Source organism: Acinetobacter sp. ANC_7503, assembly GCF_056780035.1.
In genome coordinates this window covers 92,386-108,743 of the sequence record NZ_JBWYJA010000007.1, presented here as the reverse complement: position 1 = coordinate 108,743, position 16,358 = coordinate 92,386, and the positions used below count along the sequence as shown (strand labels likewise).

Sequence of the window (16,358 nt, the reverse complement as noted above, 5' to 3'; positions counted from 1 at the left end):
TTGCCTGATCTTAACAATGAAACAGAGTCTTTCCATCGCTTTCGTTACAAAATAAACACGGGTAAATTTTAAACAATATCGCTTTTTACGACAGATTGAGATCTATCACACACTCTATATTTTTTTACTTAAAGACAAAAAAAGCGCCGAAGCGCTTTGATCAATTGCTATGAAAAATTCAGCCTTACTCCACTGAAAATTTTTCTGCCTCACCAACAGTGTCTGATTCAAAAATACAGTTTCCTAACTCATCGCAGTGCATATAGAGATGCTTATAACTGATACTAAAGAAACCTTCGCCCTTTTTCACAATCAAAGGGCTCATATCCGCACTCAGCGCATCATCCATTTTGATCAATTTGGTGACACGGCGATCATTCATACAAATGAGATAGTGCTGTTTTTTAATTTCAATCTGGGCCAATCCAGTACTTTCCACATGTAATGGAATAATGTACTTACCATTAATATCAATCACATGTTGTTCATAGCTTTCTAATTTTTGGGTGATCACGTTAAAGACCAAGACTTTGCCAAAGCTGTCATGAAGTTGTGTTTTATTTTCAAATGGCAAATGAATCGAAATACCAAGCTTTTGTAAATCTTGTTCATCAACTCTTTTATTGGTCAGTAAGATACGTGTAATCGTCTGTTTAAGACTGGCATCAAAAAAGCTACTGTCTAGTTGTAGATCGATGGTTTTTAAAATATTACCTAATGCTTCATTGTGGGTGCCAAGCAGATGTGCGATCACGCTTCGATAGTAAAATTTACTGTTCTTTTTAACTGCTCGAATCTGGCGATAAAAGTAGGTTGCATCAAATTCATGTTCAATAAAATCATGCAATAACGCAGAATTTGCTAATACAGCAACCGCATCATGACCCGTATAAGGTAAATGAAGTGTATTGAGTTGAGGAATAAGTGGCTTAATCTTTTCATAATGCTCGCGATCCAGATCAAAGTAAGGATCATAAACCACGATATATTCTGCATCGCACGCAATATCTGTAGCGGCAATTTGCATGTCAGCATTGACCTTAGGATCGTAAAAATCAGTATAACGGCGGTCTTCAATTTCAGCAGGATTAATTGAATATTGTGGCACCATTGAAACCACACGTGCTGCGCCCAATAACTTACTGTACTTAATCGCTGCGTAGCCGCCCATAGAACCACCATAAGCCACGACACGCTGAAATTGATTCAACAAAGGCGATATTTGCTCGATCAAAGCTTGCATGCTCTGTGATGGGAACCATGACTTTTGTTTTGGCATGATACCTATGACATTGTAGTCATATTTGGCTAAGGATTTTTCAGCATTAATGGCATTGCCTTTGGCACGACTGATCAAGTCACCAAAAGAGAGAACCAATGTTTCTGTTGTTCCTTTTAAATAAATTGCTCTGATGTGTTCGTCTTCAAATACTATTTGCTTATCCATTGCAATTCCAAAAAAGGGTTCTCATCATCTGGTTTGCAAAATGAATCAATCGTTCACTTGCTTACATCACATTGTCGGTGTCATATTTTATAGATACTGTTCAGATTAAAAAGCGCAAAATATGACACATTCACTTCATCCTGCTGCTGAAAATGGGTTTAGTTCTGCGGCTGAACTTTATCAACAAGTCCGACCAAATTATCCACAGGCTATCGTCACGTGGTTGAAAGATGAGTTGAATATTCATCCTGATGCAGTTGCGATTGACTTAGGTTCAGGGACAGGAAAATTCCTGCACTATCTAAAACAAGTCACCTCGAACATAATCGCCGTTGAACCGATTCCAGCAATGCTCGAACAATTGAAAATAGTACATCCTGAGGTGAAGACACTACAAGCATCAAGCCATCAAATTGCGCAATCAACGCATAGTGTTGATGCTATTTTATGCGCACAGTCATTTCATTGGTTTGCTGGACGCCAAACATTGCAAGAAATGCATCGCCTTCTTAAACCTCAAGGACATTTAGGTCTAGTCTGGAACCAACGAGATATCTCAGTGGATTGGGTCAAAGCATTGGCGGATTACATCGCACCTTTTGAGTCCAATACGCCACGCTTTCACAGCAACCAATGGCAAAATGTATTTCAGCAGCAAGAATTATTTGAATACCAAAGTTTAAGTACCTTCACTCAGCATCAAGTCGGCAGTGTTGAACAGGTCGTCAGCAAACGACTCCTATCTACCAGTTTTATTGCGGCAATGTCAGCGGCAGACCAAGCAAAAATGAAAACAGCATTTGAATCGATCGTATTTGAACATACGGGACTCATGCCCCATGATGAAGTTTCCTTTCCTTATATCACTTATGCCTATCACTATCGTGCGCGATAAACTAAACTTAATCTCGATCATTCATTAAAAAACCAACAGAGGTTTGACTCTCATGACGGCAAATCTTCACCCTATTAAACTTTCGATATTTGCACTCTGCTTGAGTATGCCTTTCATGCTGATTGGATGCCAAAAAACAGAACAAAACCCTCAGACCGAACAAAAAGAATCCGTTGATCCATCTGTTGAATTGAAAACACAAATTGAAGCACAGCCGATCAAATCGTTTGAATCCACTCCAAATGACGCACATGACGTTGCTTTGCTGAATCAATATGAGCAAAGTTTTGAGCAATTAAGTGATGAGCTAGACGCAGAACTTCAGCAATTAAAAACAGATGGCAATTTAAATGCGGATATGGAGTTTCAGCGTAAACGAGATCTCATTCAGTCCTCCCTCAATATGTTGAAAGAATTAGATCTTAAGACGGAACAAGGTAGATATATTCAAGGCTTATTTTATCAATACTGGGAAAATCAGATTGAGGTCTATCAAGAGCTCGAACAGTCTCCCGAAGATGAGCTTCGAAATCCTAAAGATGCAATTCGAAATATGAGTGATTATTATACTGCGAAAGCCCAACTCCAGCATTGGAGTCAAAATACTAGTGTCACGAAAGAACAATAGCGTACATAGTAAAAGTACAGCACAATTTTAGAAGCAGTCTTCTGCCTGCTTAAGAAATACGTACTCGACATTGCCACGATGTTGGGGCATCTGTTTGAGTACGGTCTTGAGCAACTTCCCAAGGTCGCACATACGCCAATTCAATGAGTTCCTGACCAGGCTTTAGCGCAGTCAGCTTCACTGTCTTTTCACCTCCAACGCCTACCATCGCTTTTGATTTTTCAGTCGCCAAATATTGTTCTTCAACTTTAAAGAGACGAAGCGGTTGCATGATTTGCCATTGATAACCCGTACTTGGATTTTCTGCTGCATTAAATTCTAAGGTTTCACCCACTTTCATCACCAATAGTGCAGGACAATTTTGCTGATCAGTGTAGTGATGGGACTCCGCTTGCACTTCAGAGACTGGATTTTGACATGCGGCAAGACTACTCCCGAGTACGCCAATACATAAACTTATCCATAAGGATGTCTTGCCAACGCTCATGATCCCACTCTCTCTTTCTCTAATGATGAAGACTTTGAGCTGAAAGTCATTTCAAACTCATCTATCTGAAATCATATTTAAATATTGCGCTTTTCTAACCATTCAATTGATTCGACGCGAATTAATTTGCATGCACCATCGCCGATACCATTCCAATCCAAAGCTGACTTCCACACCAAATCTTTGGAATTAATTTGAACCAATTCCCCTTCTAAGCGCACCAGATCACCACGTTGAACTTTCTTAATCTCTTTCGCAATTTCTGGATTAGCCGGGATAATGTGCATGTTACTCACCAACTGTGTTGCTAAGCGTGGGGGAATCGGTGGTTTTGCCATTTTCCAATTTAAATAGCGGTCATACTGATTAATCGAAATTTGTCGTGCTATTTCAGGTTCTGTGAAAATACCGCGGGTCACGGCATAGTCGATGGGTGAAAATTGGGCTTGCGGATCATCGGTATATTCTTTTGAACCAAGAATACGAAATTCCCCTTCAAAAGGTTCCAGTACCGAAATTTTTTGATCTGCCGAAGCTGGGGGCAAACCATTGGCAATATTAAAGTCGCTCGACTTCACACTGGCAGAGCTATAAGCCGAAACACCACCAAGGGCGATACATAATGCGAGAACTAACTTTTTCAACAGACATCCATCCTTCTTGCTAAGTATCAAAAACAACCCAACCGCAGCACATACATCTACTCTGGACAACATCCGACTGAATTGTATTTAACCTACATCTATATGATCTATCTTAGAACTTCATTCTGAAAAGGAAATTGATGAACAGTAACAATCTATCGTGATTTAGTCACAATTTTGTCTACTGTTAAAAGTGTATTCAACGTGTAAAATAATCAAATAATGGAAGATGTTAAGAACAAAAATGATCTACAAATTTTATCAGCAACGAGTATTCCCTCATATTCTGAATCAAGTCATGCAGTTACCAAGTATGATGGATAGCAGACGCCGTCTTCTGCTTCCGATTCAAGGTGAGGTATTAGAAATTGGTTTTGGTACAGGAATTAACCTGCCATTTTATCAAGCTGTGGACAGTCTCTATGCGCTTGAACCGAGTTTAGATGTATACAAATTAGCTGAACAGCGTATTCAAGATGCACCGTTCCATGTGGAACATGTTCATGCTAAAGCGGAAAATTTACCTTTTGAAGATCAATCTATTCAACATGTGGTCAGCACATGGACATTGTGTAGTGTGAGTCATGTTCAACAAGTTCTACATGAAATTAAACGTGTATTACGTATCGGTGGCACTTTGCATTTGGTTGAACATGTCGCTTACGATGCACAACAGCAAAAGAGTTTAAAGCGTCTTCAAGATCTTTTAACGCCTGTACAGAAAGTGATTGCTGATGGTTGTCATTTGAACAGAAATATCGAGCAAGCACTGCTTGATGCTGGCTTTGAGATTTCTGAACTCGATTATTTCGAAGCAGAAGAAGTGCCCAAAGTAGGTCGTCGCATGATGCTTGCTCGAGCGACTAAAACCAACTGATCACTTCTACGTAGTGGATGAGTAATCCAAGTTAGTCTTGAAAGTCGATACGGATCGTCTCAAAACGCACACGCCCTTCGGCAATTGCATTCGCAATTGCCATCTGACCTTTGGTGAGCCGTGCTCCACCACTTTTAATATCAATCAGTACAACTTCAATATCTTCTGCTGCGCCATCACCATCACGGAAATCTGTATATCCATCAAATACCACATAGTCGACAGGATCACCTAAGAATTTAGCATCACTGGGTAAATATTGAAATTCAGGCATAATCGGTGCTAATTGTTCAGCCATTTTACCTTTCAGCACCGCACGACTGGTATTTACACTGCGTTTTTGAGCAGCAGCTAATGCGCGTTGATGCTCAAGTTCAAGCTCTGCAATATATTGTTCATATTCTGCTTTGATACGGCCATTGCGGGTTGAGCTCAACATCATTGTGGTGATTACCACGCCAATACAGGCGCCTATTAACATTGCCATCCAAATGGACATTGACGTTCTCTATGACTTGTTATGCGGACAATTTAAACAAGAACTAAACTTTTGTCATGTATGCGCGTTTTGGCTGATTTTAATGCTAAGCTAAGATCAGACCTTATTTGAAGCATGTATAATTTTAAACTCATGAAAACGATACTGATTGCCAACCAAAAAGGTGGCTGTGGAAAAACAATTTCTGCGATTACACTGGCGACAGCACTCGCACAGAAAGGTTATAAAGTTGCATTGGCGGATGCGGACAATCAAAAATCTGCATTGCAATGGTTAAAGCAGCGCCCAAAATCAGCAACACACATTCAAAGTTTAGATTGGCGCCATGAAAAATCGATTGGTGATGCACCGAAGAATCTTGATTATCTGATTATTGATGCTCCAGGTGCATTAACAGGCGAACATGCAGAACAATTAATTGCAGAATGTCATGCAGTGGTCACACCTCTGCAACCTTCTTTTTTTGATATCGACAGCACGCGTCGTTTCTTAAAACACATTCATGACATTAAACGTATTCGGAAAGGTAAAGTTCAAGTTCATTTGGTGGCAAATCGTGTCAAACCAAATAGTCAGAGTGCTCAAGAGATCCAACAGTTCTTTGCCAAGATTGAACAACAACCTGTTGCTTGGATTTCTGAACGAACTGCTTATGGTCAATTGGCGATGCAGGGTCTCAATATTTTTGATAAAAATCAAAAAACTTATTTATCAATACAACAACAATGGCAACCCTTGTTAGATGTTTTAATTGATGATCCAAGTAATTGGTTCTAAATAAAGAATACAGATTGTCATCGCACTTTTTTTTCATTTTCATATATGATGTTAAATGCATACTCGAAATGAATCAGATGTGCGGCAGATACGTTTGAAAATCAAGAATATAGATCAGAGACTTTAGTGCAAGATTTTAATCCAACTTTACAGCGTGTACTTTTATTTGGCTTGTTTTTTATTCTGCTTTATTTGGGATATGACATTGTCAAATACTTTATCGTACCTGTGTTATGGGCTTGTATTATCGCCTATATGACTTGGCCTTTATACAAACGTATTCTCGCTTGGTGTGGTAATCGACCTACATTGGGTGCGTCTGTTATGACGTTCTTATTGGCACTCGTTGTCGGTTTACCGTTCACCTTTGCTATCTTCTTACTTCAACATGAAGGCCGAAACTTATTCTTTGATTTACAGCGCCAACTGGCTTCTGGTCATATCACCGTTCCTGACGTGATACGTGAGTTACCCATTGTAGGTAAAGAAGTTTCTCGAATTGTACGTGACATCAATGCCGACCCAAATGCACTTTTTAGTAATATTAGTGTATGGATTCAAGGACATCTAAATTATGGTAAATTCGTGATTAGCGAAATTACCAAAAATTTAGTCAAACTTGGTTTTGCCATGCTCTCTCTCTTTTTCTTTTACCGTGATGGACAAACGATTGTTCAACAGGTCAGTAAAGCGATGGAGAAAGTCATTGGTCCACGCATCCAACATTATATCGACACGATCTCTGAAACAACGCGTGCAGTGGTATATGGTGTTGGTTTGACTGCCGTTGCACAGTCGATATTGGCAGGAATCAGCTATTACGTTGCTGGTGTTCCAAATCCAATGCTTTTAACCATTATGACCTTTATCATGGCGCTGATTCCTTTTGGTCCTCCAGTGGCATATGGTGCTGTTTCACTGTGGTTATTTTCACAAGGACAGACCGTTGAGGCGATTGGCGTAATGGCTTGGGGCGTTTGTGTGGTGAGTACAGCCGATAATGTCATTCGTCCTTTGGTCATTTCAGGTGCTACTCAAATTCCGTTCTTATTGATCATGTTTGGTGTATTGGGTGGTTTAGCGAGCTTTGGTTTAGTTGGACTCTTTATTGGTCCTGTAATTCTCGCCATTCTTTTAGCCATTTGGCGTGAATGGTTACATGAAACACTGGAACCAGAACCCGTGCCTAAAGCCACGATGGCCTACGATCAAGACAATGAAACACCACTCTCATAAGTGGTGTTTTATTTTTACTGATAAGAAATCTATACAATCAAATACTTAAATCGTTCTTGTTGCTAAATGCCAAATTTGTTTCAATGCGTTATCACTTACATGGAACAAGGATAGAACAGCATGCAAATGCAATCGAAAGTTTCAGCATTCAAAGTTTCTATGCTCAGTGCATTGCTGAGTTTAGGCTTTGTGGGATGTGCAGCAACGCAAAATACATCTGCATCCAAAGAATCCAACACTAAAATCCAAACCATTCCTGTAAATGCGGTGAGTGCTCAAGGAGTTCATGATCAAATTGGAACGATTAGCTTCCAAGATAGTGACAAAGGTCTTGTGATCACAACGGACTTAACTAAATTATCACCTGGATATCACGGGTTCCATATCCATGAAAAAGGCTCATGTGAGCCTGCTGAAAAAGATGGAAAAATGGGTGCTGCGCTTGCCGCTGGTGGACATTACAATCCAAATCAAGCGCCTGGGCATGGTACGCCAAACGATGGTCATCTAGGTGACTTACCTGTATTGAACGTTGACGCGTCAGGTAATGCAAAAACACAAGTGATTGCACCACGTCTTACACTTGCAGATATTCAAGGTCTATCCATCATGGTACATGCAGGTGGTGACAATTATTCAGACCAACCTAAACCACTAGGTGGTGGGGGTGATCGTGTAGCATGTGGTGTTATACGCTAAGCTACACTCAAGACTCATCAAAGGATTAAGCTCTAGCTTAGTCCTTTTTTATTTCGCTGATGATCTATAAAATGTTGTGAGTATCACTTCATATCCATCTTTATAGACATGATTGACATATTAGCTTATTTTTAAATCTACTATCATAAAAAACGATTATTATAAATTATATTTCCCTTAAACAATGCGATCTAGTCCACATAGATTCTAACTTTGCTTCAACAACGATTAGGTAAAATAGGATGTCTTCTTTTGTGGGGTTTAGAATGAATATTAAGTCCTTACGTATTATTGGTTTACTTGAAGGGATTTCATTCCTACTACTGCTTTTTTTTGCCATGCCAATGAAATATATGTTAGATCAGCCTATTTATGTGAAATATATTGGTATGGGACATGGCGTTCTATTTTTGTTGTTTTTAGTCGTATTATTTGTGGTATGCGAGAAGCAAAAGTGGTCTATCAATGTATTTATTCTTGGGCTGATAGCTTCCGTTCTACCCTTTGCCCCTTTTATTTTTGATCGTAAACTCAAACATCTCGAACAAATACAATGATTAAAAAATCCTCCACAAGGAGGATTTTTTTATGCTGAAGTGGCTCTTTCTTGCATGATCTGATGAACAATTTTTCTTGGAGCACTAAACCACAGTGCAATAAGGATAAAACAAGCCAATGCATATGCCATCGTGCCGTAAGATTCATACATAATGCGTACAATTTCGATCACAACAAAGAATGCAATCATCATAATCATGCCTACTGCGGCAGCAACAGTTCCTTTAGATACCTCAGATGCATCTAAACTAAAACGATAAAGCACAGAAAAACTGCAGCCCTCACCAAAACTGATTAAGGTCATACCGATAATTAAGCACCATAACAAATAATCCTGCCAAATCGCACCTGCCAGAACAATAAGCGTTCCAACCAACATCAACGGCAATGCAACTAACACGGTCTTTCCTACTGCATAGCGATCAATGACACGAATCAAGACTATATTTCCAATAATTAAACCACCCAATACAGGCACCTGTGCATAGCCATATTGCATATTGGTCAGACCGAGCTGTTCGACCAAAATTACAGGTGACATAGCGATCCACAAAATTAGTGGAATTGAGACCATGGGTACTGACAAAGCCAAGCCCATAAATTTTTTATTTTTAAAAATGGCTTTGAAATCATCCCATACATAACTTAATGGTTGCTTTGGAATACTCAAATGCTGCTCAGGCATTTTTGCTTTAAGACCAAACCAACTTAAGGCTGCTAAAAAGGCAATCCCAATGAAACCCCAATGCCAAGACACATGGTCTATCATAAATGCGCCTAGCACAGGACCAAGTAATGGTGCGATCAATGAAATATTCGCCATTAAAGCCATGACTTTAATCGCATCCCTTTCCTCAAAAATTTCTTGGATGGCAGCATAACCCACAGCTGAAATAATGGTCAGCCCAATCCCTTGTAAAAAACGAAATGCAAGAAATTGCTCTATAGACTGGGTGAATAAAATGAGCAAACAACAGACCACAAAAAAGAAAACACCTCCAAGGAGTACTTTTTTACGACCTAAGCGATCTGATAACGGACCTAAAAACCACGCCAAACATGCTCCACCCAATAAAAAGAAAGACATGGATGATGGCGCCCACTCACTGCCTACACCAAACTCACGTGTAATCGTAAGCATCGCAGGTTGTACAAGATCATTACAGATATAGACTGAAAATTCGAAGAGCACCAATGCCAAAGGAAACATAATTGTTGCCCGACTTAAGGTTGCTTTACTCACCTTTTGCATGTTTTTTTTCACATGTTTGAATATTTTTTGGAAGCGTAGTTTACGTGAAATGCATCACAATGCCATGACAAAATTTTGCGTTTTTGTAACCCTGAATTGAGAAAGAAAGTCTGAAAATTAAACGAAAATTTAGCCTTTATCTTAAATCAATTTCTCACCCAAACATTGACATCATTTGGCATCAATTGCATGGCTTTTCAAAAAAGTACCATGCTTCATTTCCTCAATCGCTTCAACAATCTCATCTTGCGTATTCATGACATAAAAACCACGCCCGACTAAAGGCTCGTTCAGCGGCTGCCCCATGAGATATAAAATTTTGCTATCAGACAATGTGGTGAATTCAACATTTTCACCATGACTTGAAAACACCGCCATTCCCTGATCAGTCAGTAATTCATCATCTGTACCAAATTCAACTTTACCACGGCGCATATACATCAGTGTGGTATCCAAATGTCCTGCTGGTAATGTGAGTGTGCGACCTGCTTTTAAATCCAAATCCAAAACCAGCAAAGGACTATGGACTAATGCTGGTCCTTTCACTTGCATAAAGGCACCAGCAATGACACGCGCAGTACCCGCATTATGAGCTAAATCTACAACTGGGATGTTAGATTTAAGTAAGCTTTGATAACGCGGATTCGATTTTTTTGCAGTTGCTGGCAAATTCACCCACAGCTGAATCATTTCAAATCGTCCACCTTCTCGGGAAAATGACTCACTAAATTTTTCTTTATGAATAATGCCTGATGCAGCAGTCATCCACTGTACATCACCTTTCTGAATAACACCTCCACCACCTTGCGAATCCCAATGCTCTAACTCACCTTCATACACGAACGTGACTGTCTCAAAACCACGGTGCGGATGCTCTTCAACACCTTTACGCAGTTGAGAGGGTTTCAATATACCGGGACCAATATGATCGAGAAGTAAAAATGGGGATACTGTATTTCCGAGTTCATAGTGTGAAAAAACAGACACGACCGGATTAAAGTCTCCAACTGAAAAATGACTGTCGTTACGATGGATAAAAGCGAGTGTTTTCATTTTTTATCTTATTTATTGAATGACTTTAGTTTAATGCGGTTTTAGATTTCCCTCTACGTTAATTTTATGATGCTTTCAGTTGTGTTTTATCAATTGAAATATTTTTGTCATCAAAATTTGATGCAATTTGAAACATATAAAATGTTAGAAATCATCTAATCTGAACATTCACCACTGATCAATATGAAACTTTTAATTACTTAATGTTCATGTGGATTAATTCCACAAAGCAAAGGATCTGCAGACTCGATAAAACACTTGTTTTGTCGATGTAATCTCTCAGTACACCTTGAGCTTTTAGAACTATGTCAAAATGCTACATACCAATTAAAAATCGCTGGCGACATCATCATGAAGCTTCGATTCTATCGCTCGTCGGTGGTTGGCTAAATACCGTTGGATTTATTTCATTATTTGGCATTTATACCAATCATGTTACTGGCTATATCGTGACTGCAGGCAAAGAAACGATCTTGGGAGGATTAGGACTGTGGGCTCTTTTTATTGGCATTTTCGTAGTTACGATTGGTATTACTGCGTGGTGTGAACAACGTTGGAAAGACAAGTATCCGAACATCTTACTGGGGTTCTTTATTGCAGAGACAATACTGTTAACGCTCTTCATGCTGGCGGGACTTAATTTCAGCCCCTTTTATACTTTGGCTGAATTTGGCGCAATACTTACCGCAACATTGGGCATTGCTGCAATGGGAATTCGAAATGCCATTATCCGAACATTACTATCTACAATGGCTACCTCAACCTTAATGACGGGCAATCTTGCTCAACTAACCATTGATTGTACTATTGCTTATGGGGCGCCTCATGTATCAGAAGAACGCAAACAAGTTGCCAAACAAAATATTCTAAAAATCTTACCGACTATTTTATCCTTCAGTTCAGGTGCAATATTAGGTGCGATTACTTATATGTTGTTTGGCTTCTTATGTATGATTTTTCCCATTTTAGCGATGGGCTATATTTGCTATCGTGAGTGGCGCTTCTCGTCTACTCATCCTTATTCGACTCAATAGTGCATGCAATAAAAAAGGCATAACTCACTATGCCTTTTTAAACCGAATTTCTGGTCTGATGTCATGGACAAAGCGCAGTTTGGAAAGATTTTGTATTTTTTCCTCGCACACATTTGTATTCCGTTTTCTTATTAACTTGCTGCCATTTACCATCGTTCAATTTAAAACTATAGATAAAGCGCTCGGCAGCAATTGAGTCATCCATCAAGCCTGTTTGTGTCACTTTGACTTCGGCTACGGTCGGTGCTTCGGCACGATTAAAATACTGACGTAATTCAACAGTCGCAAGCTCATTGCGTAATTCAGGATGTAGCTTCAAGACTTGCTCTAAAGGAGTGTCATTCCCATGTACTTTAGAAATAACATTTTTCGTAGTAGCACACCCCGTGAGCATCATACTAACTAGACCAACTGTGGTCATTATTTTCATCATCATTGTTTTACTCAGTTCGCCATTGATCTTTTACATATGATGTTCTGAACTGTTGTGACAAAAAAGAACAGATATGTATGTTATTTTTTCTAAAGCTCATTAAAAATGATTAATAGAACGAGAAATACGAATAAAAAATGCAGCATATTGATGCTACATTTTTGAATTTAAACAGTTCAAATGACGCTCGTAACAATTTTATGGAAAATTTCGAAAGTAAATTTTTAAGGGCATAATTTATTATGAAAGTTTGTAGTATCTGGTCCACGACCACATTTCCAAGTTTCATCTTTTGATATTTCTTTCCACTCACTATTGATGTATTCAAATTGGTAAGTTTCACGTTGTGCAGAAACAGAGTCATCCGCTAGTCCACCATAGGTGACAGTTACTTTTGCATGAGATTTTCCAGATTCAGGTGTATCGAATTCCTGTTGTAAATCTACTGTTCTCATATCTTCAAAGCTTTGAATTTTCCGATACACTTGATCTAAAGGAGAGTTTTGAACAGAATTGGCATTTTGTTTCGACGTTTCTACTTGACCAGCTTCAGAATTATGATTTTTAGTATTGATCTCATTCGACTGTTTTTGACCTATACATGCATTAAGTGAAAGTGCAATTGCACTTAGAAAAATTATTCTTTTTAACATTAAAATTTCTCATGAAATAAAAAAACAGCATGACAAGCATGCTGTTTTTTAGACCTTATTTATAGATAGATTTTGTTTCACAAATCAAATAATTTACCTGGATTCATAATCCCATTTGGATCAAATACTTGTTTGAGCGCTTTCATATATTCAATTTCTTCAGCTGAACGTGTGTACTCAAGATATGGCTTCTTCGTCATACCTACACCATGTTCCGCAGAAATTGAACCATCATACTTTTTCACAGTATCAAATACATACTTGTTCACCACCTGACATTTCGCAAAGAATTCATCTTTGGTTAAATTTTCAGGCTTTAAGATATTTAAGTGCAAGTTACCATCGCCAATATGACCAAACCAGCAGATTTCAAAGTCAGGATAATTGTCAGCAACAATTGCATCAATTTCTTTAATGAATGCAGGTACGTGTGTGATGAGCACTGAAATATCATTTTTGTATGGGATAAATGGTGCGATTGACTCAGAAATATCTTCACGCAGACGCCATAAGCTTTCTACTTGGTCTAAGCTTTGACTAAGCACGCCATCAAGTACCCAACCTTGTTCCATACAATGCTCAAAGATTTCCATTGCCTTGTCCATAATTGGCTCAAATGGCGCTTCAAACTCAAGCAATACATAAAATGGGCATTCGGTTTCAAATGGACGTTGCACGTGACCATTTGCCAATACTTTTTGCATCGCAAGTTCACCGAAGAACTCGAACGCAGTTAAATCAATTTTCGCTTGGAACGCGTGAAGAACTGGCATCACGGCATCAAAGTCAGGTACACCGAGCACCATCACTTGCAAATCTTGTGGTTGACGCTCAAGTTTAATTTCCGCTTCGGTCACTAAGCCTAACGTACCTTCACCACCAATAAATAAGTGTTGCAACGCATAACCTGTCGCATTCTTGATCATGCCTTTGTTTAAACGCAGCACATCACCTTTACCAGTGACCACAGTAAGACCGAGTACCCAGTTACGTGTCATACCGTATTTAATGACTTTAATACCGCCTGCATTAGTACCGATGTTACCGCCGATTTGTGATGAACCAGCTGAAGCGAAATCAACTGGATAATACATACCTTGTTCTTCAGCATAGTTCTGAAGTTGCTCAGTGACCACACCTGCTTGTACACGTACCATACGGTCTGCTGGGAAGAATTCCAAAATTTGGTTCATCTTATCCATGCTGACCACGATTTCACCGTTGGCAGCGACAGCACCTGCAGAAAGACCAGTACGACCACCTGATGGTGTCACAGCAACATTAAATTGGTTTGCTAGTTTCACAATTGCCTGAACTTGTTCAGTCGTCGAAGGAAAAACGATGACTGATGGGTTTGGATCAAAATGTTTAGTGTGATCGCGTCCCCAATTTTGTAGGCTGTCCGCATCAGTTTTGATACGGTTTTCACCAACAATTGACGTTAATTGAGTCAATAACTCTGGGGTTAAAGCAACTGGAGCATTCATCGTTTGCAGACCTAGCAAGAAAGATACAAGTTGTAGATTGCTTAAAAAACAAACCTTTAATCAAGATTTTAAAAGCGTATTTGTTAAGCGAATGTGAAGAAAATATCACCACGACTGGATGAGTCAATTTCACGATTGTGCATTATAAAGCATTTTCCCATGAAACCCCGATAAAATCAGACATTTTGCGAATGTTACTTAGATATGATGCAGTTAATTCAACCGCAGTTTGTCTGATAAGGACTATATCTTGCAAAAATATCCATAGCTCAAGTCATAAAGGAAATGTATATAGCACGCTCACGTATGCTATCATACTGCAACTAAATTTGGCCTTTGTAGCGGAGCCGTAATGAGCCAACATCTCTCTTTGCCTAAAGATAAAATTCGTTTCCTATTGTTAGAAGGCGTTCACCAAAACGCAATCGACACTTTGAATGCTGCTGGATACACCAACATCGACTATCGTAAAACTGCGCTTGAAGGTGAAGCGCTGAAAGAAGCGATTAAAGATGCTCACTTCATCGGTATTCGTTCGCGCACACAATTAACTGAAGAAGTTTTTGAAGCTGCGAATAAATTGATCGCGGTCGGTTGTTTCTGTATTGGTACAAACCAAGTGAACTTGAATGCTGCGATGAGCCGTGGTATTCCAGTGTTCAACGCACCATACTCAAATACTCGTTCTGTTGCTGAACTTGTATTAGCTGAAGCTATTCTTCTCCTTCGTCGTGTACCTGAAAAATCTACAGATACACATGCAGGTGGTTGGAACAAATCTGCAGTAGGTTCATTTGAAACACGCGGTAAAACTTTAGGTATTGTGGGTTACGGTTCAATTGGTTCACAACTTTCTGTACTTGCTGAAAGCATGGGTATGAAAGTGATTTACTTTGATACAGTAACAAAATTACCTTTAGGTAATGCTCGCCAAGTTGGCTCAATGGGCGAACTTCTTGCCAATGCTGATGTTGTATCACTACACGTGCCAGATGTTCCTTCTACACGTAATTTCATGACCAAAGAGCAATTTGCTCAGATGAAACAAGGTTCAATCTTCATCAATGCTGCACGTGGCACATGTGTAGTAATTGAAGATTTAGCTGATGCTCTGAAATCAGGTCATTTGGCTGGTGCTGCTGTTGACGTATTCCCGAAAGAGCCTAAAGCGAACGGTGAAGAGTTTATCTCTCCACTACGTAATATCCCGAACGTGATTTTAACACCGCACGTGGGTGGTTCTACGATGGAAGCTCAAGCAAACATCGGTCTAGAAGTTGCAGAGAAATTCGTTGCTTACTCTGACAAAGGTATGACATTGTCAGCAGTTAACTTCCCTGAAATTGCGCTTCCATTGACTGAAGGTAAACACCGTTTACTTCACATTCACAAAAACATTCCAGGCGTGTTGTCTAAAATTAACAACCTGTTTGCTGAACACGGGATTAACATCTCTGGTCAGTCTCTTATGACCAAAGGTGATGTGGGTTATTTAGTCATGGACGTTGATGCTACAGCTTCTGCTGAAGCACTTGATACACTTCATAACGTAGAAGGTACAATCCGCGCTCGCGTATTGTTCTAATCTCTAATACATTTGGAAAACCACAGCTTTTTCGAGCTGTGGTTTTTTTATGGTGTCTCATCTGAGTTGACGTTGGCTCCGCCAACTTAGATGAAAGATATCCCTTTCTAATCT

The 16,358-nt window shown here is 39.3% G+C and carries 18 protein-coding genes; 9 read left to right on the top strand and 9 right to left on the bottom strand.

From position 1 onward, the window contains the following. Positions 1–184 precede the first annotated feature (184 nt). Positions 185–1,447, bottom strand: coding sequence for a hypothetical protein (locus tag AC1M9M_RS09290; RefSeq protein ID WP_481596186.1), 1,263 nt, complete (start codon positions 1,445–1,447; stop codon positions 185–187). Positions 1,448–1,568: 121 nt separating this feature from the next. On the opposite strand from AC1M9M_RS09290, the gene AC1M9M_RS09285 reads away from it, so the two are divergent. Both AC1M9M_RS09285 and AC1M9M_RS09280 read left to right on the top strand, forming a co-directional pair. Next, positions 1,569–2,342 carry a class I SAM-dependent methyltransferase gene (locus tag AC1M9M_RS09285; RefSeq protein WP_481596185.1) on the top strand — a complete coding sequence of 258 codons (774 nt, stop codon included), beginning with the start codon at positions 1,569–1,571 and terminating at the stop codon, positions 2,340–2,342. Between the two features lie 52 nt (positions 2,343–2,394). Then, entirely contained in the window at positions 2,395–2,970 is a 576-nt protein-coding gene (locus AC1M9M_RS09280) for a hypothetical protein (protein WP_481596184.1), read from the top strand. Between the two features lie 49 nt (positions 2,971–3,019). On the opposite strand, the gene AC1M9M_RS09275 is transcribed toward AC1M9M_RS09280, so the two are convergent. Next, complete coding sequence (locus AC1M9M_RS09275) at positions 3,020–3,457, bottom strand: protease inhibitor I42 family protein (RefSeq protein WP_481596183.1); 438 nt, start codon at positions 3,455–3,457, stop codon at positions 3,020–3,022. A 77-nt stretch (positions 3,458–3,534) separates the two neighbouring features. Further along, positions 3,535–4,101: a hypothetical protein gene (locus AC1M9M_RS09270; protein ID WP_481596182.1), complete on the bottom strand. Its 567-nt coding sequence runs from the start codon at positions 4,099–4,101 to the stop codon at positions 3,535–3,537. A 244-nt stretch (positions 4,102–4,345) separates the two neighbouring features. Between AC1M9M_RS09270 and AC1M9M_RS09265 the strand changes: the two genes are divergently transcribed. Next, the gene (locus AC1M9M_RS09265) at positions 4,346–4,978 is read left to right on the top strand and encodes a class I SAM-dependent methyltransferase (RefSeq protein WP_035264378.1); all 633 of its coding nucleotides are present in this window, start codon (positions 4,346–4,348) and stop codon (positions 4,976–4,978) included. A gap of 31 nt (positions 4,979–5,009) precedes the next feature. Here AC1M9M_RS09265 and AC1M9M_RS09260 read toward each other — a convergent pair whose 3' ends face one another. Further along, positions 5,010–5,477 carry a Holliday junction resolvase-like protein gene (locus tag AC1M9M_RS09260; RefSeq protein WP_481596181.1) on the bottom strand — a complete coding sequence of 156 codons (468 nt, stop codon included), beginning with the start codon at positions 5,475–5,477 and terminating at the stop codon, positions 5,010–5,012. A 132-nt stretch (positions 5,478–5,609) separates the two neighbouring features. On the opposite strand from AC1M9M_RS09260, the gene AC1M9M_RS09255 reads away from it, so the two are divergent. The 4 genes from AC1M9M_RS09255 (at position 5,610) to AC1M9M_RS09240 (ending at position 8,746) form a co-directional block, all read left to right on the top strand. Next, entirely contained in the window at positions 5,610–6,254 is a 645-nt protein-coding gene (locus tag AC1M9M_RS09255) for a ParA family protein (RefSeq protein ID WP_481596180.1), read from the top strand. 126 nt (positions 6,255–6,380) lie between these two features. Beyond that, positions 6,381–7,490 carry an AI-2E family transporter gene (locus AC1M9M_RS09250; protein ID WP_035264258.1) on the top strand — a complete coding sequence of 370 codons (1,110 nt, stop codon included), beginning with the start codon at positions 6,381–6,383 and terminating at the stop codon, positions 7,488–7,490. Positions 7,491–7,610: 120 nt separating this feature from the next. Beyond that, positions 7,611–8,189 (top strand): superoxide dismutase family protein, encoded by a 579-nt coding sequence (sodC, locus tag AC1M9M_RS09245; RefSeq protein WP_035264260.1) that lies wholly within the window; start codon positions 7,611–7,613, stop codon positions 8,187–8,189. Positions 8,190–8,455: 266 nt separating this feature from the next. Then, positions 8,456–8,746 carry a DUF3817 domain-containing protein gene (locus AC1M9M_RS09240; protein WP_481596179.1) on the top strand — a complete coding sequence of 97 codons (291 nt, stop codon included), beginning with the start codon at positions 8,456–8,458 and terminating at the stop codon, positions 8,744–8,746. 29 nt (positions 8,747–8,775) lie between these two features. Here the strand turns inward: AC1M9M_RS09240 and craA are convergent, their stop codons facing one another. Both craA and AC1M9M_RS09230 read right to left on the bottom strand, forming a co-directional pair. Next, entirely contained in the window at positions 8,776–9,999 is a 1,224-nt protein-coding gene (craA, locus tag AC1M9M_RS09235; RefSeq protein WP_481596178.1) for a chloramphenicol efflux MFS transporter CraA, read from the bottom strand. Between the two features lie 171 nt (positions 10,000–10,170). After that, positions 10,171–11,052 carry a pirin family protein gene (locus AC1M9M_RS09230; RefSeq protein WP_481596177.1) on the bottom strand — a complete coding sequence of 294 codons (882 nt, stop codon included), beginning with the start codon at positions 11,050–11,052 and terminating at the stop codon, positions 10,171–10,173. A gap of 305 nt (positions 11,053–11,357) precedes the next feature. Between AC1M9M_RS09230 and AC1M9M_RS09225 the strand changes: the two genes are divergently transcribed. Continuing rightward, a complete protein-coding gene (locus AC1M9M_RS09225) occupies positions 11,358–12,086 on the top strand; it encodes a YoaK family protein (RefSeq protein WP_180028907.1) in 729 nt (242 codons plus the stop codon). Between the two features lie 61 nt (positions 12,087–12,147). On the opposite strand, the gene AC1M9M_RS09220 is transcribed toward AC1M9M_RS09225, so the two are convergent. The 3 genes from AC1M9M_RS09220 to AC1M9M_RS09210 form a co-directional block, all read right to left on the bottom strand. Next, on the bottom strand, positions 12,148–12,507 hold the full coding sequence (locus tag AC1M9M_RS09220; RefSeq protein ID WP_228133217.1) for a hypothetical protein: 360 nt from the start codon (positions 12,505–12,507) through the stop codon (positions 12,148–12,150). A 236-nt stretch (positions 12,508–12,743) separates the two neighbouring features. Beyond that, on the bottom strand, positions 12,744–13,172 hold the full coding sequence (locus AC1M9M_RS09215; RefSeq protein ID WP_481596176.1) for a hypothetical protein: 429 nt from the start codon (positions 13,170–13,172) through the stop codon (positions 12,744–12,746). Positions 13,173–13,249: 77 nt separating this feature from the next. Further along, positions 13,250–14,659, bottom strand: coding sequence for an FAD-binding oxidoreductase (locus AC1M9M_RS09210; protein WP_180028909.1), 1,410 nt, complete (start codon positions 14,657–14,659; stop codon positions 13,250–13,252). A gap of 352 nt (positions 14,660–15,011) precedes the next feature. Between AC1M9M_RS09210 and serA the strand changes: the two genes are divergently transcribed. Beyond that, positions 15,012–16,244, top strand: coding sequence for a phosphoglycerate dehydrogenase (gene serA, locus AC1M9M_RS09205; protein WP_035264273.1), 1,233 nt, complete (start codon positions 15,012–15,014; stop codon positions 16,242–16,244). Positions 16,245–16,358: the final 114 nt, after the last annotated feature.

Bases quoted from the DNA above. Each gene is read 5' to 3' on its own strand.
- sodC (WP_035264260.1), top strand. From the start codon at position 7,611: ATGCAAATGCAATCGAAAGTTTCAGCATTCAAAGTTTCTATGCTCAGT.
- AC1M9M_RS09215 (WP_481596176.1), bottom strand. From the start codon at position 13,172: ATGTTAAAAAGAATAATTTTTCTAAGTGCAATTGCACTTTCACTTAAT.
- AC1M9M_RS09220 (WP_228133217.1), bottom strand. From the start codon at position 12,507: ATGACCACAGTTGGTCTAGTTAGTATGATGCTCACGGGGTGTGCTACT.
- AC1M9M_RS09280 (WP_481596184.1), top strand. From the start codon at position 2,395: ATGACGGCAAATCTTCACCCTATTAAACTTTCGATATTTGCACTCTGC.
- AC1M9M_RS09290 (WP_481596186.1), bottom strand. From the start codon at position 1,447: ATGGATAAGCAAATAGTATTTGAAGACGAACACATCAGAGCAATTTAT.
- AC1M9M_RS09210 (WP_180028909.1), bottom strand. From the start codon at position 14,659: ATGAATGCTCCAGTTGCTTTAACCCCAGAGTTATTGACTCAATTAACG.
- AC1M9M_RS09260 (WP_481596181.1), bottom strand. From the start codon at position 5,477: ATGTCCATTTGGATGGCAATGTTAATAGGCGCCTGTATTGGCGTGGTA.
- AC1M9M_RS09285 (WP_481596185.1), top strand. From the start codon at position 1,569: ATGACACATTCACTTCATCCTGCTGCTGAAAATGGGTTTAGTTCTGCG.
- AC1M9M_RS09265 (WP_035264378.1), top strand. From the start codon at position 4,346: ATGATCTACAAATTTTATCAGCAACGAGTATTCCCTCATATTCTGAAT.
- craA (WP_481596178.1), bottom strand. From the start codon at position 9,999: ATGCAAAAGGTGAGTAAAGCAACCTTAAGTCGGGCAACAATTATGTTT.
- AC1M9M_RS09230 (WP_481596177.1), bottom strand. From the start codon at position 11,052: ATGAAAACACTCGCTTTTATCCATCGTAACGACAGTCATTTTTCAGTT.
- AC1M9M_RS09225 (WP_180028907.1), top strand. From the start codon at position 11,358: ATGTCAAAATGCTACATACCAATTAAAAATCGCTGGCGACATCATCAT.
- AC1M9M_RS09255 (WP_481596180.1), top strand. From the start codon at position 5,610: ATGAAAACGATACTGATTGCCAACCAAAAAGGTGGCTGTGGAAAAACA.
- AC1M9M_RS09275 (WP_481596183.1), bottom strand. From the start codon at position 3,457: ATGAGCGTTGGCAAGACATCCTTATGGATAAGTTTATGTATTGGCGTA.
- serA (WP_035264273.1), top strand. From the start codon at position 15,012: ATGAGCCAACATCTCTCTTTGCCTAAAGATAAAATTCGTTTCCTATTG.
- AC1M9M_RS09240 (WP_481596179.1), top strand. From the start codon at position 8,456: ATGAATATTAAGTCCTTACGTATTATTGGTTTACTTGAAGGGATTTCA.